At 33.8% G+C, this 22,010-nt stretch carries 23 protein-coding genes; 9 read left to right on the forward strand and 14 right to left on the reverse strand.

Translation table 11 applies throughout. The annotated features are described in order from the left end of the window. Nucleotides 1-2: 2 nt before the first annotated feature. From ACFSR1_RS05745 to thrA, 3 genes are read right to left on the reverse strand one after another with little or no spacing between them, the layout of a single operon-like run. Nucleotides 3-374, reverse strand: coding sequence for a RidA family protein (locus ACFSR1_RS05745; RefSeq protein ID WP_378290518.1), 372 nt, complete (start codon nucleotides 372-374; stop codon nucleotides 3-5). Nucleotide 375: 1 nt separating this feature from the next. Next, the gene (locus ACFSR1_RS05750) at nucleotides 376-1,299 is read right to left on the reverse strand and encodes a homoserine kinase (RefSeq protein WP_378290520.1); all 924 of its coding nucleotides are present in this window, start codon (nucleotides 1,297-1,299) and stop codon (nucleotides 376-378) included. A 15-nt stretch (nucleotides 1,300-1,314) separates the two neighbouring features. Next, nucleotides 1,315-3,759 carry a bifunctional aspartate kinase/homoserine dehydrogenase I gene (gene thrA / locus ACFSR1_RS05755; protein WP_378290522.1) on the reverse strand — a complete coding sequence of 815 codons (2,445 nt, stop codon included), beginning with the start codon at nucleotides 3,757-3,759 and terminating at the stop codon, nucleotides 1,315-1,317. 402 nt (nucleotides 3,760-4,161) lie between these two features. Between thrA and ACFSR1_RS05760 the strand changes: the two genes are divergently transcribed. Then, nucleotides 4,162-5,697: an NAD(P)H-hydrate dehydratase gene (locus ACFSR1_RS05760; RefSeq protein WP_378290524.1), complete on the forward strand. Its 1,536-nt coding sequence runs from the start codon at nucleotides 4,162-4,164 to the stop codon at nucleotides 5,695-5,697. Between the two features lie 106 nt (nucleotides 5,698-5,803). Continuing rightward, entirely contained in the window at nucleotides 5,804-6,667 is an 864-nt protein-coding gene (locus ACFSR1_RS05765) for an anti-sigma factor (RefSeq protein WP_378290526.1), read from the forward strand. Between the two features lie 59 nt (nucleotides 6,668-6,726). Here the strand turns inward: ACFSR1_RS05765 and xerD are convergent, their stop codons facing one another. Beyond that, nucleotides 6,727-7,623: a site-specific tyrosine recombinase XerD gene (xerD, locus tag ACFSR1_RS05770; RefSeq protein WP_378290528.1), complete on the reverse strand. Its 897-nt coding sequence runs from the start codon at nucleotides 7,621-7,623 to the stop codon at nucleotides 6,727-6,729. A gap of 200 nt (nucleotides 7,624-7,823) precedes the next feature. Here xerD and ACFSR1_RS05775 point away from each other — a divergent pair, with 200 nt between their 5' ends. Together ACFSR1_RS05775 and ACFSR1_RS05780 are read left to right on the forward strand one after the other, a co-directional pair. After that, on the forward strand, nucleotides 7,824-8,435 hold the full coding sequence (locus ACFSR1_RS05775) for a porin family protein (RefSeq protein ID WP_378290530.1): 612 nt from the start codon (nucleotides 7,824-7,826) through the stop codon (nucleotides 8,433-8,435). Nucleotides 8,436-8,677: 242 nt separating this feature from the next. Further along, nucleotides 8,678-9,289, forward strand: coding sequence for a porin family protein (locus ACFSR1_RS05780; protein WP_378290533.1), 612 nt, complete (start codon nucleotides 8,678-8,680; stop codon nucleotides 9,287-9,289). 84 nt (nucleotides 9,290-9,373) lie between these two features. Here the strand turns inward: ACFSR1_RS05780 and ACFSR1_RS05785 are convergent, their stop codons facing one another. Then, entirely contained in the window at nucleotides 9,374-9,955 is a 582-nt protein-coding gene (locus ACFSR1_RS05785; RefSeq protein ID WP_378290535.1) for a porin family protein, read from the reverse strand. A 288-nt stretch (nucleotides 9,956-10,243) separates the two neighbouring features. Between ACFSR1_RS05785 and ACFSR1_RS05790 the strand changes: the two genes are divergently transcribed. The 3 genes from ACFSR1_RS05790 to ACFSR1_RS05800 are packed head-to-tail and all read left to right on the forward strand — an operon-like array spanning nucleotide 10,244 to nucleotide 12,018. Continuing rightward, nucleotides 10,244-10,876, forward strand: coding sequence for a porin family protein (locus tag ACFSR1_RS05790; protein WP_378290537.1), 633 nt, complete (start codon nucleotides 10,244-10,246; stop codon nucleotides 10,874-10,876). Between the two features lie 2 nt (nucleotides 10,877-10,878). Next, a complete protein-coding gene (aroQ, locus tag ACFSR1_RS05795; protein ID WP_378290539.1) occupies nucleotides 10,879-11,292 on the forward strand; it encodes a type II 3-dehydroquinate dehydratase in 414 nt (137 codons plus the stop codon). Then, nucleotides 11,293-12,018 (forward strand): Dph6-related ATP pyrophosphatase, encoded by a 726-nt coding sequence (locus ACFSR1_RS05800; protein ID WP_378290541.1) that lies wholly within the window; start codon nucleotides 11,293-11,295, stop codon nucleotides 12,016-12,018. Nucleotides 12,019-12,082: 64 nt separating this feature from the next. Here ACFSR1_RS05800 and lpdA read toward each other — a convergent pair whose 3' ends face one another. The 5 genes from lpdA to ACFSR1_RS05825 all read right to left on the reverse strand — a co-directional run bounded on the left by lpdA (nucleotide 12,083) and on the right by ACFSR1_RS05825 (nucleotide 16,077). Beyond that, nucleotides 12,083-13,474, reverse strand: coding sequence for a dihydrolipoyl dehydrogenase (gene lpdA / locus ACFSR1_RS05805; protein WP_378290543.1), 1,392 nt, complete (start codon nucleotides 13,472-13,474; stop codon nucleotides 12,083-12,085). Between the two features lie 193 nt (nucleotides 13,475-13,667). Further along, nucleotides 13,668-14,180 carry a hypothetical protein gene (locus ACFSR1_RS05810; protein ID WP_378290544.1) on the reverse strand — a complete coding sequence of 171 codons (513 nt, stop codon included), beginning with the start codon at nucleotides 14,178-14,180 and terminating at the stop codon, nucleotides 13,668-13,670. Nucleotides 14,181-14,257: 77 nt separating this feature from the next. Continuing rightward, nucleotides 14,258-14,653 carry a peptide-methionine (R)-S-oxide reductase MsrB gene (gene msrB, locus ACFSR1_RS05815; protein WP_378290546.1) on the reverse strand — a complete coding sequence of 132 codons (396 nt, stop codon included), beginning with the start codon at nucleotides 14,651-14,653 and terminating at the stop codon, nucleotides 14,258-14,260. Next, nucleotides 14,653-15,141, reverse strand: a complete 489-nt coding sequence (gene msrB, locus ACFSR1_RS05820; protein WP_378290548.1) for a peptide-methionine (R)-S-oxide reductase MsrB — start codon at nucleotides 15,139-15,141, stop codon at nucleotides 14,653-14,655. Before msrB (ACFSR1_RS05820) ends, msrB (ACFSR1_RS05815) begins: the two co-directional genes overlap by 1 nt. Nucleotides 15,142-15,207: 66 nt before the next feature. Continuing rightward, the gene (locus ACFSR1_RS05825) at nucleotides 15,208-16,077 is read right to left on the reverse strand and encodes an alpha/beta hydrolase (protein WP_378290550.1); all 870 of its coding nucleotides are present in this window, start codon (nucleotides 16,075-16,077) and stop codon (nucleotides 15,208-15,210) included. 180 nt (nucleotides 16,078-16,257) lie between these two features. Here ACFSR1_RS05825 and ACFSR1_RS05830 point away from each other — a divergent pair, with 180 nt between their 5' ends. Then, nucleotides 16,258-17,772 (forward strand): DEAD/DEAH box helicase, encoded by a 1,515-nt coding sequence (locus ACFSR1_RS05830; RefSeq protein ID WP_378290552.1) that lies wholly within the window; start codon nucleotides 16,258-16,260, stop codon nucleotides 17,770-17,772. 36 nt (nucleotides 17,773-17,808) lie between these two features. On the opposite strand, the gene ACFSR1_RS05835 is transcribed toward ACFSR1_RS05830, so the two are convergent. Genes ACFSR1_RS05835 through ACFSR1_RS05845 form a run of 3 tightly spaced genes read right to left on the reverse strand, consistent with a single transcriptional unit; the run spans nucleotide 17,809 to nucleotide 19,548 of the window. Then, nucleotides 17,809-18,594: a PhzF family phenazine biosynthesis protein gene (locus tag ACFSR1_RS05835; RefSeq protein ID WP_378290554.1), complete on the reverse strand. Its 786-nt coding sequence runs from the start codon at nucleotides 18,592-18,594 to the stop codon at nucleotides 17,809-17,811. A 4-nt stretch (nucleotides 18,595-18,598) separates the two neighbouring features. After that, on the reverse strand, nucleotides 18,599-19,195 hold the full coding sequence (locus ACFSR1_RS05840) for a short chain dehydrogenase (RefSeq protein WP_378290556.1): 597 nt from the start codon (nucleotides 19,193-19,195) through the stop codon (nucleotides 18,599-18,601). 41 nt (nucleotides 19,196-19,236) lie between these two features. After that, the gene (locus ACFSR1_RS05845) at nucleotides 19,237-19,548 is read right to left on the reverse strand and encodes an ArsR/SmtB family transcription factor (protein WP_378290558.1); all 312 of its coding nucleotides are present in this window, start codon (nucleotides 19,546-19,548) and stop codon (nucleotides 19,237-19,239) included. 230 nt (nucleotides 19,549-19,778) lie between these two features. Between ACFSR1_RS05845 and ACFSR1_RS05850 the strand changes: the two genes are divergently transcribed. Next, the gene (locus ACFSR1_RS05850) at nucleotides 19,779-20,603 is read left to right on the forward strand and encodes a M57 family metalloprotease (RefSeq protein ID WP_378290560.1); all 825 of its coding nucleotides are present in this window, start codon (nucleotides 19,779-19,781) and stop codon (nucleotides 20,601-20,603) included. 252 nt (nucleotides 20,604-20,855) lie between these two features. Here the strand turns inward: ACFSR1_RS05850 and mreB are convergent, their stop codons facing one another. Next, nucleotides 20,856-21,890 carry a rod shape-determining protein gene (gene mreB, locus ACFSR1_RS05855; protein WP_378290562.1) on the reverse strand — a complete coding sequence of 345 codons (1,035 nt, stop codon included), beginning with the start codon at nucleotides 21,888-21,890 and terminating at the stop codon, nucleotides 20,856-20,858. Nucleotides 21,891-22,010: the final 120 nt, after the last annotated feature.

The raw sequence follows: 22,010 nt of genomic DNA on the forward strand, positions 1-22,010 counted from the left end.
TCTTATTGTTGTGGAACTATAGCAGAAAACTCTATTTCTACCAGGATATTTGGGTCAATTAATTTCGCTACTTCTACCATTGTAGTGACCGGTTTTATTTTTCCGAAGTATTCACCGTGAGCTTTACCAATTTCTTCCCATTTGGTAATATCGGTACAGTATATTCTAGTACGAATGATATTATCCAAATCAGCACCTAAGTCGTTAAGCACTTTTTTTACGGATTCAATAATGGCCACTGTTTGCTCATATTCATTGGCTCCCGGAGCGGTTGTACCTGAAACCTCAATAGTATTACCGATTTTGATAGCTCTAGAGTATCCCACAATATCTTCCCAAGGAGAACCGGTAGCTATTTTTTTTATTTCTTGCATATCAGTTAATTATTTTTATACCGTCATTATTGATTTTAGAAATATGAATATCAAAATCAAGTCCGGTTTTTGTGTATACTTCTTTAATGGCTTCTGCAACTTTTTTTGCAGTATCCATACCTTTGCTTAAAGCAAAAATAGAAGGCCCTGAACCCGAAATACCACATCCTAAAGCACCCTTTGCAATAGCAACTTTTTTGACGTTTTTAAATTCAGGAATCAAAATGGACCGCATAGGTTCTATAATCACATCTTCAAGACTACGACCGATAAGTTCATAATCTTCTGTAAACAAACCGGTTACAAGACCTCCTACATTTCCCCATTGATGAATTGCCTGCTTTAGCGTTACGTTTTGTTTGATTACAGATCTGGCATCCGAAGTTTTTACTTCAATTTGTGGATGGATAACCGTCATTACTAAATCCTTTGGTGTATGCAGTTTTATAACATCCAATGGATCATAACTTCGAACTAATGTAAATCCACCCAATAGGGCAGGAGCTACATTATCAGCATGTGCATTTCCACTGGCAAGTTTTTCACCTTCCATAGCAAATTCTACCAATTTATGAGCAGAAAAAGGATGATCCAGCAGATGGTTCACAGCCCAAACGGCACCTGCACTGCTTGCAGCACTACTGCCTATACCGCTACCAGCTTTGATTTTTTTATAAATCTCAATCTCAATACCAATTGCACCTTCGTAATCCTTTAGTAAAGCTTCTACAGCTACACCTGCAACGTTCTTTTTTGTTTCTAAGGGTAAATCGGCTCCTTCGATCTTAGTAATTCTTACTCCGGGTTCTGAACTTAGAGAGATGATCATCTCATCCCCAACTGTATCCAAACAACAACCCAGGACATCAAAGCCACAGGATAGATTGGCAACGGTAGCTGGAGCAAAAATCTTAATACGTTTCATTCTAAATGTTGAGATTTACTTTTTACCAATTCTAATAATATCTGCAAAAATACCTGAAGCTGTAACATCTGCACCAGCGCCAGCACCTTTTACAATAAGCGGTTGTTGCGGGTATCGATCGGTATAAAAAAGAACAATATTATCACTTCCTTCTAAATTATAAAAAGGATGATCAGCAGGAATATGTTGTAATCCAACCTTTGCTTTTCCATCTTCATATTGTGCCACATATTTTAAACGACACTCTTTTTTGTTAGCTTCATCTAGGATTTGCTTAAAATGCGATTCGTTAGCCTTTAGTGATTCGAAAAAGGCGTCAACACTATTGGTTTCAAGGCTTTCTTCTGGTAAAAACGCTTCTTTTTCTATATCCTCTAGCTCCATAATATTACCACTTTCACGAGCTAAAATCAATATTTTTCTAGCCACATCTACACCACTAAGATCAATTTTAGGATCAGGTTCTGTATATCCTTCTTCCTGTGCCTGCTTTACTACATCATAAAAATTAACTCCCTCTTTGTAATTATTAAATACAAAATTAAGACTACCGGATAATACCGCCTGAATTTTATGAACATTATCTCCAGAAGCTATTAAATTGTTTAGAGTGTCAATAATAGGTAGACCAGCTCCAACGTTAGTTTCGTAAAGAAAAGAAGCACTGAATTTACGAGAAAGTTCTTGAAGTTCTGAATAGTTAGCATATTCATCAGCACACGCAATCTTATTACACGTTACAACGGCCATGCTTTCTGCTAAATAATGTTTATATACCTTGGCAATGTCAGGATTAGCCGTGTTATCTACAAAAATAGAGTTACGAATATTCATTTCCTTAGCAGTGATAAAAAACTTTTCAGAATTTGCTTTTTCTCCAGTTGCTAATGCTTCTTCCCAGGAGTCTAATTTGATTCCTTGTTCATCGAAGGTCATCGTTCTGGAGTTTGAAATTCCAACTACACGTATTTTAAGTCGTAGTTTATCCTTTAAATAGCTTTTTTGCTGTTCTAACTGGGAGAGCAATTTACTACCTACATTTCCAACACCGGTTACGAATAGGTTCAATTGTTTTGTTTTTACTTCAAAAAAGCGTTCGTGTAAAATATTTAATGCTTTTTTGATATCCTTTTTTCCGATAACCACAGATATGTTTTTTTCTGATGCTCCTTGAGCTATCGCTCGGATATTCACATTATTTTTACCTAGGGTACTAAACATTTTACCACTTAATCCTTGGTGGTGGTACATATTGTCACCAACTAATGCAACAATGGCAGCGTTATTTTCAATTTTTACAGGATCTACTTTATGTTTTGTGATTTCGAATTCGAAGGCTGTATCCAGAACCAACTTCGCCTTTTCAGCGTCTTGTTCATCTACAGCCAAACAAATAGAATGCTCAGAAGAAGCTTGCGTAATTAGAATTACATTGATGTTCGCTAAAAATAAAGCCTCGAATAAGCGTTTAGAAAATCCGGGTATTCCAACCATTCCACTACCTTCTAGAGATATGACAGAGATATTATCTATATGACTAATTCCTGTAACCGGTTTTGGTCTATTGGCAACTTCTCTTGTGATCAATGTTCCTTCATCTTCTGGCTGGAAGGTGTTTTTGATTACAATCGGGATATTTTTATCTAAAACTGGATGAATGGTAGGAGGATAGATCACTTTTGCTCCAAAATGAGATAATTCCATAGCTTCCTGATACGATATATGAGTGACAGGTTTGGCTTGTTTCACTAATTTAGGATTAGCAGTATACATTCCGCTAACGTCCGTCCAAATCTGAAGTTTATCTGCCTGAACTGCAGACGCTAAAATTGCTGCTGTGAAATCCGAACCACCTCTTCCTAACGTCGTTGGCTCTCCATCTGATGTTTTGGCAATAAACCCAGGAAACAAACTAACTTGATGGTTGTTATCCTGAGCGTAGCGCTTTATTCTAAAATTAGTCTCTTCGTAATCTATGGTAACTTTTGTAGCGTCGGTCGTGATAATATAATCCCTGGAATCTTTAAGAACGATATCTAATCCTTTTACTTTTGCTGCTTCGGCAATTATAAATGATGATAACATTTCACCAAAACTAGCAATAACAGATTCGGTTTTAGGTGATAATTCACTTAAAAGGTATACTCCTTCGCATAAAGATTCTAGTTTGTTTAGCTCTGATTTTACTTTGCTGATTATAGAACTTTGTGAAACCACCGGAATTAACTCTTTGATAGCCTCCAGATGTCTGTTTTCTATAGTAATAAGGGTGCTTTTATATGTATCGTTATTAGATGAAGCTTCCTTTCCGGCTTGTATTAGAAGATCCGTAACTCCACCAAGAGCAGAAACAACTACATACAGTGATTTGTTTCTGGATTGCTTTTCGATGATTTCTATTACTTTTTCTATGGTCGTTGCATTTGCAACTGAAGAACCTCCAAATTTTAGAACGTTCATAATGTATTTTTTAAAATAATGTAATTGATAAGGCTTTTCGGTAATTTCTTTACGTAAAACAAACTACTTACTTAATTTCTGTGATATATAAATGATTAACCCCTAAGGGTAATAATTGTAGTTGTAGTACGTGTAAATGAAGTGTAAGCGAAAGCCGCTGTTGTTCCTAACGCGAAAAGTAAAACCGAGATTGAAACCGTACTAAACATTAGTTTGATTTATATTTAAGTTCAAATGTATAATTTTTTACTTTTGGACAAAATAAAAACGTTGGTAATCATAAACTTTTATTGATCCTTTAATTTATAGATGAATTCGTTAAAGCATTCTTAAAAAAAGTAAATTAAAAAGATTATTGTGTTTTAAAATTATATGATGACTTAATTACTAAAATTTATACTTGTGAAGATATTTTCCGCTGATCAAATGCGAAAAGCAGACGAAGTTACTATTCAATCTCAAAAGATTACTTCTTTAGAGTTGATGGAAAGGGCTGCTACTCAGATATTCAATGTTTTACATCAACGATTACAGGGAGCTCCCATTCCGATTCATGTATTTTGTGGTATAGGAAATAATGGAGGAGATGGTTTGGTAATTTCGCGATTGTTAGTGGAACATGGATATCACGTTAAAACATATATTGTTAATTTTAGTGATAACCGATCTGAAGATTTTTTAGCGAATTATGATCGATTAAAATCATTAGGTGCAGAGTGGCCCATACAGTTAAAATCCGAAGAGGACCTACCCGATATTCAGCAACAGGATATGGCAATTGATGCTATTTTTGGGATTGGATTAAATAGACCTTTATTACCTTGGATAATTAACTTGATTAAACATATCAATGCCTCCAGGTGTTTTACCTTATCTATAGATGTACCTTCAGGATTATATGCAGATAAGGCTCCAGATGATCCGGAAGGCGTTATTTATGCTTCGACAACGGTTACTTTTCAGTTGCCAAAATTGATATTTTTTCTACCGGAAACAGGTCAGTATTCTCAGGATCTTGAAGTTATTGACATAGGTTTGAACAGAGATTTTATTGCTCAAACTCCTGGTCAGGCCGAATTAATAGGTAAGAATGAAGTATTGTCGCTTTATAAGCCAAGATACAAATATGCACATAAGGGAGATTATGGACATTGTTTACTAATAGGAGGTAGTTATGGAAAAATAGGGAGTGTAGTATTGGCGACAAAATCTGCATTACGAATAGGTGCAGGTCTGGCAACAGCATATATACCTGAATGCGGGTATGAAATTTTACAGACCTCTGTTCCAGAGGCCATGGTAGTAACGGATGAAGAAGATGATTATATCTCTAATGTGGTGATTGATTTTGATCCTTCAGTTATCGGAATAGGAATTGGGCTTGGTACACACGAAAAAACAGTGGATGCCTTTGGTAAATTTTTAAAGCAAAACAAAAGCAAGCTAGTTATTGATGCAGATGGTATTAATATATTAGCTAAAGAATCAAGGTTTTTAGAATATTTACCTGAAAGAGCAGTGTTGACTCCACATCCTGGGGAATTAAAACGTTTAATTGGTGATTGGAAAGATGATTTTGATAAAATTAACAAGACCAAAGAATTTTCTAAGAAATACGATTGTGTTGTGGTAATCAAAGGTGCAAATACTTTAATTATTTATGATGATAATATCTATGTGAATACTACCGGAAACCCGGGAATGGCTACCGCAGGAAGTGGTGATGTCTTAACAGGTATTATTACAGGATTAATTTCTCAAGGGTATGATCCATTGCATGCTTCTATTTTTGGAGTGTATTTACATGGTAGTTCTGGTGATCTGGCAATTCAAGAAACTGGATATCAGGGTTTACTGGCAGGTGATATAGTTTCTTATATTGGGAAATCATATATTGAGTTGTTTAAAAAACCAGAACAAATGAATCCTCAAGCCTGATTATACTTAAAAAAATAGTGGTTTTCGCGTACAATTTTGTTTGCTTTTTGTAGTTATGGTTACTGATGATTTGTATAATTTTATTTCATTAATTAAAAAGCAAAAAATGATGACAAAAAAGATGATGGCAATCGCTGCAATTGCCTTGGGATTATTAGGCGTTTCCTGTTCTAGTGATGATGGACCACCGGTTTCTAACTTAACTTTAGAATTGGTTGGTTTAGAAGTGTTAACTAATGGGGCCACTTATGAAGGGTGGATTGTAGTTGATGGAGAAGCTATTTCCACTGGAAAGTTTAATAGTGCTGCAAACTCATTAACGTTTCCTGTAATAACCTCTAATTTAGAAAATGCAACCGAGTTTATTTTATCAGTTGAACCGCCAAATGATTCAGATCCTGATCCTTCTAAAACAAAATTATTAAGCGGAACGTTTAGTGGTAATGTTGCACAGGTTAGTGTAAATACTGTGGTTGGAGATTTTTCTGCGGTTTCCGGAAGATTTATTATGGCCACTCCAACGGATGTTGTAGCGGATAATGATGAGTTTGGTATTTGGTTTGAAGATCCAAGTGGAGTGCAAACAGTAGCAGGTTTAAATCTACCAACACTTGCAGATGGTTGGAAATACGAAGGGTGGGTTATTTTTAATAATATTCCAGTGACAACCGGAACATTTAGTGATGTTGATAATTTTGATGATGCGTCTCCTTACAGTGGTAATGGTCCTTCTCCAAATTATCCTGGTGAAGATTTTTTAAATAGCGCTCCTCAGGGACTTACTTTTCCTACTGATGGTGATGTTCGTGGAAAAACAGTTGTTATTTCAATAGAGCCATTCCCTGATTATGATCAGGCAACACCGTTTTTTGTAAAACCATTAAGTGGAATTGCAGGTCAGAATGTGGCTCCTGCTATTAACAATATATCTGCGACTAACAATGCCCCTTTTGGTAGAGTTTTAAGATAAACCAAACGAATATTTGATCAAAATCCCGAGAACTTTCGGGATTTTTTTGTTTATTAAAATTACCTTCTGGGATGAAAGGTGTTAATAACTTCACTCAGATGACTTCGATCAATATGCATATATATTTCTGTAGTAGTGATGCTTTCGTGCCCTAACATTAATTGTATGGCTCTAAGATCAGCTCCGTTTTCTAATAAATGTGTTGCAAAAGAATGCCTAAAGGTATGTGGACTTATATTTTTATGAATTCCTGCTTTCTCTACAAGTCGTTTTACTATCGTAAAAATCATAGCTCTGGTAAGCTGCTTTCCCCTGCGATTTAAAAACAAGGTGTCTTCGTGTCCTTTTTGGATGTTAAGATGATTTCTTATTTCATCTCTATAGATGATAATAAACTTCTGTGTTACTTCGCCTATGGGAACAAATCGTTGTTTATCTCCTTTTCCTGTTACACTAATGAAACCCTCTTCAAAGAAAAGGTCAGAGAGCTTCAAATTAATTAATTCACTAACCCTCAATCCACAACCATAAAGCGTTTCGATAATTGCTTTATTTCGCTCACCTTCAGGTTTACTTAAATCTATTTGAGTAATAATAGTATCTATTTCTTCAATAGAAAGGGTATCAGGCAATTTCCTTCCAATTCTGGGAGCTTCAATTAATTCCATCGGATTAGTTTCTCTGTAATCTTCAAAAATCAAATAATTAAAAAAGCTTTTTAACCCAGAAATGATACGGGCCTGAGACCTGGCGTTCACTAGTTTTGCAGTAGCATAAATAAACTGTTGTAACGTATTTTTTTCTATAGAAAGCGGAGAAGTATTCATATCATTTTCCTCGAGAAACTTTATTAATCTTTGGATATCCAAACTATAATTAATGATCGAATTATCAGAAAGTCCTCTTTCGATTCGTAGATAATGTTCATAATCTTTTATAGCATGATTCCATTTCATTGCTCTAATATATTAAAAGAATGGATGTAATGTAATTTATATTTTAGAGAATTTGTAACCTTTTTAAAATGAATTAATTATACAATTTTATGAAATCAAATACTAGTGTATGTTTTTGATTTTATTAGATTTTTGTTTGTTATATCGATAAAAATAGTACTTTTGTCGGGATTATTTGAAAAAAACTAAAAAAACAAACAATGATTAAAAAACTATTATTTGTAGTATTATTTGGAGCAGTTACTGTAAGTGCTACTGCCCAAGAAGAAAAAATTAGATTTGGTGCTAAAGCAGGTCTTAACTTATCTAGTATTACAGGAGATTTTACTGATGAGCTTAGTATGAGAACAAGTTTTCACGTTGGTGCATTAGTTGAAATTCCACTTTCAGATAAGTTTGCTTTACAACCAGAATTAATGTATTCAGCACAAGGTGCTAAGTATGAGTTTAGCGAGCCAGGATTTACTGATGAATCAACTATCAAGTTAGATTACTTAAACATTCCTGTAATGGCTAAGTTCTACCCTGTAGAAGGATTTAGTATTCAGGCTGGACCACAGTTAGGTGTTTTATTATCTGCAAAAGATAAGGGAGAAGATTCTATTGGTGGTGAGTATGACGATGATATCAAAGAGTTTATTTCTTCTATAGACTTAGGTTTAAATTTTGGTGTAGGTTACCAGTTAGAAGCAGGTATCTTCTTTGAAGGACGTTATAATTTAGGGTTGACTGATATTAATGATGAAAACACTTCTGATGACTTTAGTCAAAGAAACTCAACTATTCAATTTTCAGTAGGATATAAATTCTAAGAAAATAATTTATATTTTTTATAAGAAGCACCTTCTAATAAGGTGCTTTTTTTATACCCAATTATGCAAATAAGAGTTTTCAGTTTTTCATTCATCACTAGGATTTAACTATTCATCCACATTATTATACCTAACGAGAACAGTTCTGTTTGTTTAAAAAAATCTTCTCCTAGTTTTGATGCATTGAATAAGGCTTTTAATAGGCTGGATCAATGAACTAAATATTAATAAAAAAACAAAACATGGTAAAGAAGTTATTAGTAGTACTTTTCTTAGGGCTAATTACAGTTATGAATGCTCAGGAAGAATCAATACGATTTGGTGCTAAAGCAGGATTAAATTTAGCAAACATTACAGGGGATGGAACTGAAAATCTTGATATGCGAACTAGCTTTCATATTGGAGCGCTTGTTGAAATTCCACTTTCAGATAAGTTTGCACTGCAGCCAGAATTAATGTACTCTGCTCAAGGAGCTAAATTTGAATTTAGTGATTTTGGACTTACTGATGAATCAACGATTAAGTTAGATTACTTAAATATTCCTGTTATGGCTAAGTTTTATGTTGTAGAGGGATTAAGCATTCAGGCGGGACCACAATTAGGAATTCTATTATCGGCAAAAGAGGAAGGAGAAGATTCGATCGATGGAGAATATGAAGAGGATATTAAAGATTTTGTTTCCTCAATAGATTTAGGTCTAAACTTTGGTTTAGGATACCAATTGGAAGCTGGTATCTTTTTTGAAGGTCGCTATAATTTAGGTTTGACTAATATTAATGATGATGATGAAGCGGTAGATGATTCAAGCGTTAGGAATTCTGTAATACAATTTTCGGTAGGATATAAGTTTTAAAAGTGAGTGACATTTTGTTTGTAAGTAAGAACCCATCATAAAAATGTTTATGATGGGTTCTTTTGTTATTATTAAATACTGATCTTAGAATTTATATACCAATCCAAGATTGATATCATCAAGGTTTACTCCAAAAGTAAAAGCATCGGTTGATTCAGCACCATCAACATCCGGTTTAGCTGTAGCATACCCTAAAGCACCCCAGAATGCCTCCAAAGCAAAATGATCACTTAAGAAATAACTTATACCAGGACCTACGTTAAGTCCAAAACCATTTACTTTAAGTTCGTTGGCACCTTGTTCTTGCTTAGAACTTGCGTATTCTAAACCAAATTCACCAAAAACAGAAAACTTGTTAGAAGGAGTGAAGTAATACCTTCCGAAAGCCCCTGCATTAATAGTATTTGTTTTAAAATCTTCTGTAAAAGGAGCTTCTTGTTTACTTGTTTGATAACCCAATCTTGCACCTACAGCAATATTATCGGAAACAAAGAATCCTACTCTAGGAGTAAATTCGAATGAATTATTTTTAATATCTCCTGTTGATTGTGAATCATATCCAAAAGATCCAGATACAAAAATATCACCTTTAGCGAATCCGCTATCTTGGGCATTAACAAATGCCAATGTAAATACTGCAACTGCAGTTAAAAGAATTTTTTTCATGATGTTTGTTTATTAATTATTACACCCATTAGTTACAGAAATAGAAGTTTTGTTACTATATTTTTGAGAAAATTTAAATTAAATTTTAGGGAAATTTTATAACACACTAATAATCAATCAATAAAATATGTTCTTCATGTGTAGTCTTTTTCATTTAGGAAAGAGAGAATATATAGACTTTTTTCCAAAACATTTTTATACTGTTATAAAGCAGAGGTTTTTTATTTCCTTGTGCACCTTGTTATAAAAAATAAAACTACATTTGGGTATCAACTTATTTTTATAAATATGAAGAGAAATAATTTTATACTACTACTAGTGATCTTCTGTTTTATTTCTGGTAATGCGCAGAAGATAGATGATGAAGATCCGTTGTATGCAAGAGCAGGATTTAAAGGAGGTATTAATTACAGCAGTATTTTAGGTGATGCGGATGGTACAGATGCTAGAGTACGCATACATCTGGGAGCCGTTATAGAATATCCTATTTCCAGTAAGTTTTTTATACAGGGCGAATTGTTATATTCTGCTCAGGGATATAAGATAAATGTTGGTGATCAGGAACAGAAAATCAGTTTAAATTATTTTTCATTACCAATTGTGACAAAAATATACCTGACCGAGACTATAAGTCTAGAAACAGGCCCACAGTTTTCGTTATTGACTTCGGTCGGAAATGACGATGTACCCGATAATGATCCTTTCTTTGATGCTTTTAATGATCTTGATGTTAGCTGGGCATTTGGTGCTGGTTATAAGTTAGAAAGTGGTTTGTTTTTTCAGTTACGATATAATTTAGGACTTACAAATATTAATGACACAGGAATTATTGATGTAACCAACAGGAATTCAATTGCACAATTATCAATAGGATATTTGTTTAAAACCAAAAATAATCGAAGAATCATACGAGAGCAATAAATATGAAGCTTTTAATAATAAACGGCCCCAACCTTAATCTTTTAGGTAAACGAGAACCCGGAGTGTATGGGAATCAATCTTTTGAAGATTTTTTTTCAGAACTACAGATGAAATTTAGAGATGTTGAATTAGGGTATTTTCAATCTAATATAGAAGGCGAGTTGATTACCAAAATTCAGGAGGCAGATGATATTTATGATGGTGTTATTTTAAATGCCGGGGCATATACACATACTTCTATCGGAATTGGAGATGCGATTAAAGCCGTTTCTGTGCCTGTTGTAGAAGTACATATTTCAAATACATTTAGCAGAGAAGAATTTAGGCATCAATCCTATATTTCTCCAAATGCTAAAGGTGTTATTCTAGGGTTCGGTTTGCAGAGTTATGTATTAGCGATTCAAAGTTTTCTATAAATGCATAAGGCTTATTTTAACTGGAGTAGTGGTAAGGATTCTGCTATGGCGCTTTACTTAATTTCTGAACAGAAAGAATTTAAGGTCACTAAATTATTCACTACCGTTAATGCTGACTATAATCGTGTTACTATGCACGGACTCAGGGAAGAGCTTCTAAACAAACAAATTGAGAGTCTTAATTTACCTTTGCAAAAAGTAAGCCTTCCTAAAGACGTTTCTATGGAATTGTATGATCAGAAAATGCATAAGGCTGTTTCTCAATTAAAGGATGAAGGTTTTACACATAGTGTTTTTGGAGATATTTTTCTGCAAGATTTACGAAGTTATAGAGAGGAACAATTAAGGAAAATCGGAATTCAAGGTGTATTTCCATTGTGGAAAAGGAATACAAAGGAATTACTTGAAGAGTTTATATCGTTAGGTTTTAAGGCAATTACGGTTTGTGTAAATGCTAAGTATCTTGACAAATCTTTCTGTGGGAGAGTTATAGATCATGGCTTTCTGAAAGAATTACCAAACAATGTAGATCCCTGTGGAGAAAATGGAGAATTTCACACCTTTGTTTTTGATGGACCAATATTTAACAAACCAATTAATTTTGGAATAGGTGAGAAGGTACTTCGAAGTTATACGTTATCGGATGATGATACTGATAATTGCTTTGCGGATGAAGATAGGAATTGGGATTCCTCATTTTGGTATTGTGATTTGATACCTGAATAATACCTCATAAAAAACACCTTACTAGAAAAAGTAAGGTGTTTTTTTATGTGATACTTTATATGTTTTATAAATGAATCACTTCATCATAAGCATCTGCTACAGCTTCCATTACCGCTTCACTCATAGTTGGGTGTGGATGTATAGCTTTTAATACTTCGTGACCTGTAGTTTCTAATTTTCTACCTAATACAGCTTCTGCGATCATATCTGTAACACCAGCTCCTATCATATGACATCCTAGCCATTCTCCGTATTTAGCATCAAAAATCACTTTTACAAAACCGTCTTTGGTTCCAGCTGCACTTGCTTTACCTGATGCAGAGAAAGGAAATTTACCTACTTTAATTTCATAACCAGCTTCTTTGGCTTGCTTTTCTGTCATACCGACACTTGCAATTTCAGGAGAAGCGTATGTACATCCAGGAATATTGCCATAGTCAATAGCTTCTACGTGCATACCGGCTATTTTTTCTACACAAGTAATACCTTCTGCTGATGCTACGTGAGCTAATGCCGGTCCTGATACTACATCACCAATTGCATAAATTCCAGGAATGTTAGTTTGATACCAATCGTTTACTACGATTTTATCTCTATCTGTGGCGATACCCAATTCCTCCAGTCCAATATTTTCTATATTGGTTTTGATACCTACTGCAGATAAAACGATATCGGCTTCAAGGATTTCTTCTCCTTTTTTAGTTTTTACAGTAGCTTTCACTCCATCTCCACTAGTATCCACACTTTCTACAGAAGAATTAGTCATTACCTTAATTCCTGCCTTTTTAAAGCTTCTTTCGAATTGTTTTGATACTTCTTCATCTTCTAATGGCACTAGATTAGGTAAGAATTCTACAATGGTAACCTCTGTTCCCATTGCATTATAAAAATGAGCGAATTCTACACCGATAGCTCCAGAGCCTACAACAATCATTTTCTTAGGCTGAGAATCTAAAGTCATCGCTTCTCTATATCCAATTACTTTTTTGCCGTCTTGTGGTAAGTTTGGTAACTCTCTTGATCTGGCTCCTGTAGCAACAATGATATGTTTAGCTTCATAATCAGATGCATTCCCGTCTTTGTCAGTAACGGTAACCTTATTGCTGGCTTTTAACTTACCAAAACCTTCAATTACGTCAATTTTATTCTTCTTCATAAGGAATTGCACACCTTTGCTCATTCCTTCTGCAACGCCACGACTTCGTTTTACTACCGCATCAAAATCTTTATCGAATTTTTCAATGGTTAAGCCATAATCAGAAGCATGTTTTAGGTAATCAAATACCTGTGCACTTTTTAATAATGCTTTTGTAGGGATACACCCCCAATTTAAACAAACACCTCCAAGGCTTTCTTTTTCAATAATAGCAGTTTTAAACCCCAATTGAGAAGCTCTAATGGCGGTAACATAACCACCAGGTCCACTTCCTAATACGATAATATCATATGCGCTCATAAATGTGAATTTTTTGAAGACACGAATTTACGGATAATTCGGTTAATCAAAAAGGGAATTGTAGTTTCCATTTTCATAATTATGAGCCAAAAACATTAATAAAAAAACACTACCATAATGATAGTGTTAATTTTTTTAAATATCTCTTGATCTTTTTAGAATAAAATCTAGTATTATTAAATTATATAGGCTTTTAGAATTCTAAATTTAAAGCAGACTGAACTTCATTAAAATTCAATAGGTTGATATCTGTACTTTCTGCAAATTCTGATGGAATTGCAACAATTCTAAATGTTTGATTATCTGTAAATTCAGGTCCTGCAAGTTCTGGAGCATCACTTTCTAAGATAATGTCTACATCACCAACGGTAAAATTAAATCGATAGTAAAGAAATCCTTCGATTGCACCTGTTGTATCATTGAAAAAGAAAATTGATCCTGTTGGTAATGGTTCCCATACATCTAATCCATTGTCCACTGCTTCTAACCTATAAACCAATACTACATCAGAATCGAAAATATTTTCATTGAAGAAAAAGCGATCAGCAAAATCATTTGCTTGATTAAAACTTGTAGTAAATTCAAATGTTTTGCCAATTTCACCGTCTAGTCCCGGAGGGCCTTGTGGACCTGGAAGTCCTTGATCCCCTTCGCAAGAAGTAAATAAAATAGTTGATAAAAATAAGAGTGTGAAAATCTTTTTCATAATGTGTAATTATTTGTTGTTTTGATATTTAAATTAATTATCAATAAGTGTTCCAAAGTTTTTAAAACAATATGTTTTTATGTTTTATCAAAATCTATACTTACCGAATTTACACAATAACGTTGACCTGTTTCTGTAGGTCCATCGTTAAAAATATGTCCTAAATGGCTACCGCAATTGGAGCATAAAATTTCTGTTCTTATCATTCCGTGTGATGTGTCTTTTATATATTCGACACTTCCTTCGATGGATTGATCAAAACTAGGCCATCCACAACCGGAATCAAATTTAGACGTGCTTTCGAATAACGGTACGTGACAGGCCATGCATTTATAGGTGCCATTTTCAGAATGGATATTATATTCACCTGTAAATGGACGTTCGGTTCCTTTTTGTCTTAAAATTCTATACTGCTCCTCGGAGAGTTCTTTTTTCCACTCTTCTTCTGTTTTATTAAAAGGATATTTACTCATTATTTAGTTTCTTTTGATTCAAAAATTAATGCATCACCGTTGATACAATGTCTTTTTCCGGTAGTTTCTCTTGGCCCATCATCAAATACGTGTCCTAAATGTCCGCCACAGGTAGCACAAAGTAACTCGGTTCTAGCATATCCTAACTTATAATCAGTATCTACAGAAACGTTTCCCTTTACTGCTCGGTCAAAACTAGGCCATCCGGTACCACTATCAAATTTGTGTTCACTTTCATATAAAGGAGTTTTACAACCTGCACAATAAAAAGTACCTGCTTTATAGACTTTATTTAAAGGGCTAGAGAATGGTCTTTCGGTACCTGCTTGTCTTAGAATGTAGTACTGTTCATTGGTTAGAATTTCTTTCCATTCTTTATTCGTCTTAGAAACCGCGTACTCTTTCTTTTCTTTTTTTACTTCTTTTTGGGCATTGCCTGTACAACTAATCGTTAAGATGCAAATGCAAAGTATGAGGATTTTTTTCATTAGTATTTAAATTAAATTATTGTTTTTTAAGTAGTCGTAAAATACTGTTATTGATAACGAAGTTCATTATTTTGAAATAAAATCTACTATAGTATCAATCACTTCTTTGTCTCCTAAAATCTTTCTATGACCTAGTTTTTCTGTTAATATTAATGTGCCATTTTTCAATTTTTCGTGGATCTCTTTTGCTGCACTATAATGCACATCTACGTCATTTTTATCGTGAACAACCAGTGTAGGAATGTCAACACCTTCAGCAGAAATTCCGCCAGAGTAGTTGTCAAGATCTTCTCCATAACGTTTATCAAAATATTGTTTCATCAATCTACCTGTTTTCTGACTTAATTGTAAATTTTTGACAAAGTTTTGAGTTATTTTTGTGATGCTATTGGCTGTTCCTATGATCACAAGTTTTTCAATACCAAAACCAAACTTTGCAGCTCTTAATAATGACATACCACCCAGAGAATGACCAATTGCTGCTTTAAACGGACCGTGTGTTTTTTCTAATTGATGAATAGTCTCGATAAAATGTAGCATGCTACTTCTTTTTCCCGAAGCTTCACCGTGTGCGGGAGCATCAAAACTAATTGTACTATAACCTTTAATCAATAATTGATCAGCAATCTTACTAAGTTGAGTACCACTACCGGACCATCCATGTGCCAACAAGATCTTTTTATCAGAGTTTCCGTAGTTATAAACAACCACCTCTCTGTTTATCTTTTCAATTCTAATAATTTCTTTACGGCTATCTAAAGCCATATTTTTTTCCCTTTCAGGTCTATTATATTTAAATGGGGTTAAGAATAAACGGGCACCAAATCGAGAAGCTAAAAAAGGTGAAATCCAGTTTAAAACTTTTCCGAGATACAAAATTGGTTTGGGCACAAGCAGAGCCTGCACAGGTATCAGATCTTTATCAATCTTAGCCATTAATGAATAAGTCAATTTTTTAATTAAAATTAAAATAACAAAAGCATTTGTAAGAAATATTATGAATAATTAACATTATGTAGGACAATTACTGAAATAAAACCAAATATATCTTACCAATTCTTGTATATAAGTTTATAAAGTGCTTAATTTTGTAGCTTATTTTTTAATTTAAAGCAAATGCGGGTAGAACCCTCTGAAATAGAAAAAAAAGAACAAAAAGTACTTTATGACTATCAGGCCAGAGATATAGACAAGATTTTTGGGCGTTTGCAAGAATTTCCGAATAACTACAATTTATTATACCAACTCCCAACCGGTGGAGGTAAAACTGTGATTTTTTCTGAAATTGTAAGAAGGTATATAGAAACCACTAAGAAAAAAGTAGTGGTACTTACACATCGTATTGAACTTTGTGATCAAACGTCCAAAATGCTTACCGAGTTTAATGTAAAGAATAAGATCATTAACAGTAACGTAAAAAAACTGGAAGATCAAGATCAGTACATGTGTTTCGTGGCAATGGTGGAGACGCTTAATAATCGTCTGAATGATGACCAACTAGAGATCGATAATGTGGGAATGGTGATTATTGATGAAGCACATTACAATTCATTTAGAAAACTTTTTCGTTTTTTTAATACTTGTTTTATACTAGGAGTTACTGCGACTCCGCTAAGTTCTAATATGAAACTCCCGATGAAGGATAACTATCGTGAGTTGATCGTTGGGGATACGATATCGTCTCTTATCAATAATGGATTCTTGGCTAAACCTGTAACGTATACTTATGATGTAGGTCTTGGTTCTCTTAAAATAGGAATGAATGGTGACTATACAGTAAAATCATCTGAAGAACTTTATACTAACGCCTTGATGCAGGATAAGCTCTTAAAGGCTTATGAAGAAAGAGCTAAAGGGCAAAAAACATTGATTTTTAATAATGGAATTAATACTTCAATTCAGGTGTATGATGTTTTCCACAGGGCTGGTTATCCCATAAGACACCTGGATAACACCAATAGCAAACAAGAAAGAGCAGATATCCTAAAGTGGTTTAAACATACAGACAATGCAATTCTATCTTCTGTTAGCATATTAACTACAGGTTTTGATGAACCTACAGTAGAGACCGTGATTCTTAATCGGGCTACAAAATCCCTAACACTCTACTTTCAGATGATTGGTAGAGGATCGAGAATACTTCCTAAAAAGCCAGAATTTTCTATTATTGATATGGGAAATAATACTGCACGGTTTGGACTTTGGAATGGAGAAATTGATTGGCAAGCTATTTTCAGATTACCTGACTTTTATTACGATAGTCTGGTAAGTGACGATGAAATAGAGCGTAAATTTAAATATGTAATGCCTGATGAAGTCCGAAAGGAGTTTAGCAATTCTATAGATATCGATTTTGATATCGAAACGGAATATGCTAATACTAAAAAATATGGTTTGCGCAGTAAAAGTGTTTTAGAAAAATCTATAGAACAACACGCTAGGATGTGTGTCGAAAATAGTGAAGATGTTTTCGACGCACGAATTCTTAGCAAATTATTAGATCAGGATATTGAATATAGAGTTCGTCGATATTCTTATTGTATTAGTAAGAGTACCAAAAATTATAGAGAATGGTTACAGGAGGATTACGGACGCAAATTACGTTCTAAAATAAATCAACTTTTTTTATAATAATTTCTGATACTTTTATTTATTGTTTCATTTTTTTCAAATCTCTATTTCACCAACTAAATAAGGAACAGAATATCCACTCAGAAAAACTCTATCGCCCTCTAATCGACAATCTATTTCACCACCTCTTTTAGACAATTGTCGTGCCTTAAGTTCTGTTTTACCAAGTTTTTCAGCCCAAAATGGTATCAAAGCTGCGTGAGCGGACCCAGTAACAGGGTCTTCCAAAGGAATTTTTGGATTTGCATCGAATACTCTGGATACAAAATCCGAATTTTTACCTTCAGTAGTGATGATGGTACATAAATAGGGGAGTCCTTTCAGAAGTTCTAACTTAGGTTCTTCCGCTAATACTTCTTCTTCAGAACCAACAGTAATAATAAGATCTCTTCCTGCAAAAGCTTTTAACGGTTTGGATTGGAAAGCCTCAAATATTTCTTTCGGAATATCAACAGGTTGAGGAGGTCGAGAAGGAAAATCTAATGTAATAGACCCGTTATCCTCTTTTTTAGCTTTTAGGATACCACTTTTAGAAGAAAATGTTACTTCACTAATTGCAGTGTCAATAAAATTAAAAATAACATAGGCAGAAGCTAAAGTAGCGTGACCACACAAATCAATTTCTGCATAGGGCATGAACCATCTAATTTCATAGATGTCATCTTTTTTTACAAAATAGCCTGTCTCAGCAAGATTATTTTCGATAGCTATATTTAATAAAGTTTCATCATCCAACCAATGAGTTAAATGACAAATAGCAGCTGGGTTACCTCCAAAGAGTTTTTGCGTAAATGCATCGATCTGGTATATTGGAATTTTCATAGGTTTAATAAATTTTTAAAATTTGACCTGTATTTTTAGTAGTTAATATGTGCTCATATATTTTTACAACATCTTCAATTTCTACAGGTAAATACCCTGCGAATTTTTGATCTTTAGGAAAATCACCTGCTATTGCTCCAGGAGCGACAGTATTAAGTCGAATACCTCGATTTAATTCATTTGAAGCAGCATGAACAAAACTATGAATGGCGCCATTAACCAGGGAAAGTGCTACAGCGTTCGGTTCATAATGTTCAGCAAGAATACCTGTGGTTAGTGTTATAGAACCATTTTCTTTTAGATAATCTTTGGCTATATGAACAAGATTTACTTGCCCCATTAATTTACTTTTAATTCCTAGGTAATAATCTTCTTCTTTGAGATCAGAAAGTGATTTCCATGAAGCAGTGCCAGCAGCATTAATTACAGCATCTAATTTAGGTAGTTTCTCGAAAAGTGATTTAATTGAGTTCTTATTTGTAATATCAACAGGATAGGTGTCACTGTTTCTATGTGCTCGGTATACTTCATGATTCTTTTTAAGAGCATTGTAAATTTCTTTCCCTATAGTTCCGGTGGCTCCTATAACTAATATCTTCATAATTATATATTTAATTTTATAAATATGTATCTATAAATTTTTTATAGATTATCTGTTATTTCAGTAATATATTCCTGTATAATCTTTTCATTTCTTTTAAAATATGTCCATTTTCCATGTCTGGTTGGTGTAACCAATCCTGCTTTGTGCATAGTGGCTAAATAATGAGAAATAGTGGGCTGTGATAAGCCTGACTTATCCTGAATCAATTGACCACAGACTCCAAAATCAAAATGTCCTAGCTCCGCATGTGGCGGAAAATTAGATTCCGGATCTTTTAACCACTTTAGAATATCCAACCTTGTAGAATTAGCCAAGGCTTTTTTAATTTCTAATATTTCTTCTTTTTTCACGGGTCAAATATACATATTTAATTTTATAAATATGTATATTTTTAGTTTTTTATAATTCGAAAGGTAATCTGCACTATAGAAATCATAATAATGGTTAAATGAGTGATAAATTGTATTTGATAGAATTTATTTGTGTTTAATCGATTCTTGATAGGGTGATTTCCCTTTTGTTAAAAATATAACTATATTCACTAAATAGTTAAATATTTAATAATTAAAACTCTCAACTTATGAAAAAACAAGGCATTTTATTTTTACTCACATTATCTGTAATTTTGATGATATCCTGTGATTCGTCTGAAAACGAAGGGGTTAATCAAGAAGAAGTTTCTAAAGATCTTATTGCCAAACTAGAAAATGCACATTTTGTTACTCACAATGCACGTATCACAACCTTTATGGGCGAACGCGGTGTTGCAGTGGAGGACATGTTTTTTACTTTTGAGCAAATTGATGAATTAAACCAGGAGATTGTTGGACCAGTTACAAAACAATATCGCACCACAAATCTGGTAAAAAAGCTTCCTAGAGTAATCACCGTGAGTGTTGATCCTGCATTGGGTAGTTTAGGTTCTGATGCGTTAGATGGAATGATTAACATGTATAATCAGGAGAATCTTCAGTTAACTTTTCAACGAGTGGCTTTTGGATTAAAAGGAAAGCGAAAAGCCAATATTGAAGTAACAGAATTTTACGAATTAGAATCAGGAGGATTTATAACACTTGGTAGAGCCGCTGGATTTCCAACACGTAAAGGTGATCCTGCAAAAGGCTTTGGTATTAACAGTAGGTGGTTTGAGTTACTAAATCCTTCTTTAGCAGAGGTTACAGGAACGATGGCTCACGAGGTTGGACATTGTATTGGGTTTAGGCATACTGATTATATGACCAGAGAAAGCTGTGGTCAGAATGTCAATGAAGGTAGTGCAGGAGTAGGAGCAATTCATATTGCCGGTACACCAACTACATCTGATGCTACTTCCTTAATGCAGGCGTGTGGTCCAGCAGATAGGTTTAATAATAATGACAAAATTGCATTGGATGTACTGTATTAATTAATTCGATTTAGTGTCTTACGTATATAATAAGTTAGAAGGAGTGGTCACAAAATGGCCGCTCTTTTTGTATCAGGTAATATTGATTAAAGGAATAGGTTGAACTATAAATATACGTTATGAAATCTATTATACTTTTGAACAACTGCAGATGATGCTATTTCGCTAGATTATTTTTATTTAATTTTTATAATACGACTCTAAAATTAGGAAAACTAAGCTGTTTATTATATCTCAAAATATGACCCGGATTTAAACATTTTTAATCAAAACATTCGTATATCTATCCAGATTTTTCAAAACCATATCACTTCCTTTTACTACAACTTCCAGAGGGTTTTCTCCTTTGTAAACCGGTAATTCTGTAGTTTCTGAGAATCGCTTATCGAGGCCTCGAAGCATAGATCCGCCTCCTGTTAAAAAAATACCGGTGTTATAAATATCTGCAGAAATTTCAGGAGGAATATCAGATAAGGTATCCAGTACCGCATTTTCAATTTGTGTGATTGATTTGTCCAGACTTTTGGCTATTTCTTTATAGGTTATATATACCTGTTTTGGCTTACCGGTTAACATATCTCTACCTTGTACAGGGAGTTTTTTGGGTGGAGATGTTAAAGTGTTTAATGCCGAACCAATCTTAATTTTAATCTCTTCAGCTGTACTTTCTCCAATATGTAAGTTGTGATTCTCTCTTATATACTGAATAATATCATCGTTAAAAACATTTCCTGCAATTTTCACAGATTGTCCCGAAATAATTCCGCCAAGAGTAATAACAGCAATTTCTGTAGTACCACCACCAATGTCAATAACCATATGACCTTTAGGTTGTAATACATCAATGCCAGCTCCTATAGCTGCTGCCATAGGTTCAGAAATTAAGTATACTTGTTTTGCATTAAGACGTCTAGCAGAATCTCTGACAGCACGCATTTCAACTTTGGTAATTCCGCAAGGAATTGCAATAATCATTTTGAAGGATTTTATAAATAGAGCATTACTTAAGTCAGAAAGTTTTTTGATAAGAATTTTCAGCATTTTTTCTGATAAATCAAAATTCGCAATAACACCGTTCCGTAAAGGGTAAAAGGTTTTAATATTCTTATGGATTTTGCCACGCATTGAGCTGGCTTCTCTTCCTACTGCTATTATTTTTCCACTTATTCTATTGACTGCTATAATAGAAGGTGCATCGATTGCTATTTTACCTTTATGAGTAATTAGGGTGTTGGTAGTACCTAAATCTACCGCAATTTTATTGTTTAGAAAGTCAAAAAAGCCCATAATTGTTTAGTTAAGTTAGTATTGATTTGTGGGTAATTATTCTTTATGGTTGCTAATTCATAATAACTCTAATAAACGTTTAATATTGTGATATTTTATTCAAGCATTTGATTATCAATT

It is taken from the genome of Aquimarina rubra, from assembly GCF_042684305.1.
In the GTDB taxonomy this organism is placed as follows: Bacteria; Bacteroidota; Bacteroidia; order Flavobacteriales; family Flavobacteriaceae; genus Aquimarina; species Aquimarina rubra.

What these genes read in the sequence shown, in the direction of transcription:
- ACFSR1_RS05775 (WP_378290530.1), top strand. Translation starts at nt 7,824, where the DNA reads ATGATTAAAAAACTATTATTTGTAGTATTATTTGGAGCAGTTACTGTA.
- msrB (WP_378290546.1), bottom strand. Translation starts at nt 14,653, where the DNA reads ATGAGTAAATATCCTTTTAATAAAACAGAAGAAGAGTGGAAAAAAGAA.
- ACFSR1_RS05780 (WP_378290533.1), top strand. Translation starts at nt 8,678, where the DNA reads ATGGTAAAGAAGTTATTAGTAGTACTTTTCTTAGGGCTAATTACAGTT.
- ACFSR1_RS05800 (WP_378290541.1), top strand. Translation starts at nt 11,293, where the DNA reads ATGCATAAGGCTTATTTTAACTGGAGTAGTGGTAAGGATTCTGCTATG.
- ACFSR1_RS05840 (WP_378290556.1), bottom strand. Translation starts at nt 19,195, where the DNA reads ATGAAGATATTAGTTATAGGAGCCACCGGAACTATAGGGAAAGAAATT.
- ACFSR1_RS05850 (WP_378290560.1), top strand. Translation starts at nt 19,779, where the DNA reads ATGAAAAAACAAGGCATTTTATTTTTACTCACATTATCTGTAATTTTG.
- ACFSR1_RS05785 (WP_378290535.1), bottom strand. Translation starts at nt 9,955, where the DNA reads ATGAAAAAAATTCTTTTAACTGCAGTTGCAGTATTTACATTGGCATTT.
- aroQ (WP_378290539.1), top strand. Translation starts at nt 10,879, where the DNA reads ATGAAGCTTTTAATAATAAACGGCCCCAACCTTAATCTTTTAGGTAAA.
- ACFSR1_RS05745 (WP_378290518.1), bottom strand. Translation starts at nt 374, where the DNA reads ATGCAAGAAATAAAAAAAATAGCTACCGGTTCTCCTTGGGAAGATATT.
- xerD (WP_378290528.1), bottom strand. Translation starts at nt 7,623, where the DNA reads ATGAAATGGAATCATGCTATAAAAGATTATGAACATTATCTACGAATC.
- mreB (WP_378290562.1), bottom strand. Translation starts at nt 21,890, where the DNA reads ATGGGCTTTTTTGACTTTCTAAACAATAAAATTGCGGTAGATTTAGGT.
- ACFSR1_RS05830 (WP_378290552.1), top strand. Translation starts at nt 16,258, where the DNA reads ATGCGGGTAGAACCCTCTGAAATAGAAAAAAAAGAACAAAAAGTACTT.
- lpdA (WP_378290543.1), bottom strand. Translation starts at nt 13,474, where the DNA reads ATGAGCGCATATGATATTATCGTATTAGGAAGTGGACCTGGTGGTTAT.
- ACFSR1_RS05835 (WP_378290554.1), bottom strand. Translation starts at nt 18,594, where the DNA reads ATGAAAATTCCAATATACCAGATCGATGCATTTACGCAAAAACTCTTT.
- ACFSR1_RS05750 (WP_378290520.1), bottom strand. Translation starts at nt 1,299, where the DNA reads ATGAAACGTATTAAGATTTTTGCTCCAGCTACCGTTGCCAATCTATCC.
- ACFSR1_RS05790 (WP_378290537.1), top strand. Translation starts at nt 10,244, where the DNA reads ATGAAGAGAAATAATTTTATACTACTACTAGTGATCTTCTGTTTTATT.
- msrB (WP_378290548.1), bottom strand. Translation starts at nt 15,141, where the DNA reads ATGAAAAAAATCCTCATACTTTGCATTTGCATCTTAACGATTAGTTGT.
- ACFSR1_RS05810 (WP_378290544.1), bottom strand. Translation starts at nt 14,180, where the DNA reads ATGAAAAAGATTTTCACACTCTTATTTTTATCAACTATTTTATTTACT.
- thrA (WP_378290522.1), bottom strand. Translation starts at nt 3,759, where the DNA reads ATGAACGTTCTAAAATTTGGAGGTTCTTCAGTTGCAAATGCAACGACC.
- ACFSR1_RS05825 (WP_378290550.1), bottom strand. Translation starts at nt 16,077, where the DNA reads ATGGCTAAGATTGATAAAGATCTGATACCTGTGCAGGCTCTGCTTGTG.
- ACFSR1_RS05765 (WP_378290526.1), top strand. Translation starts at nt 5,804, where the DNA reads ATGATGACAAAAAAGATGATGGCAATCGCTGCAATTGCCTTGGGATTA.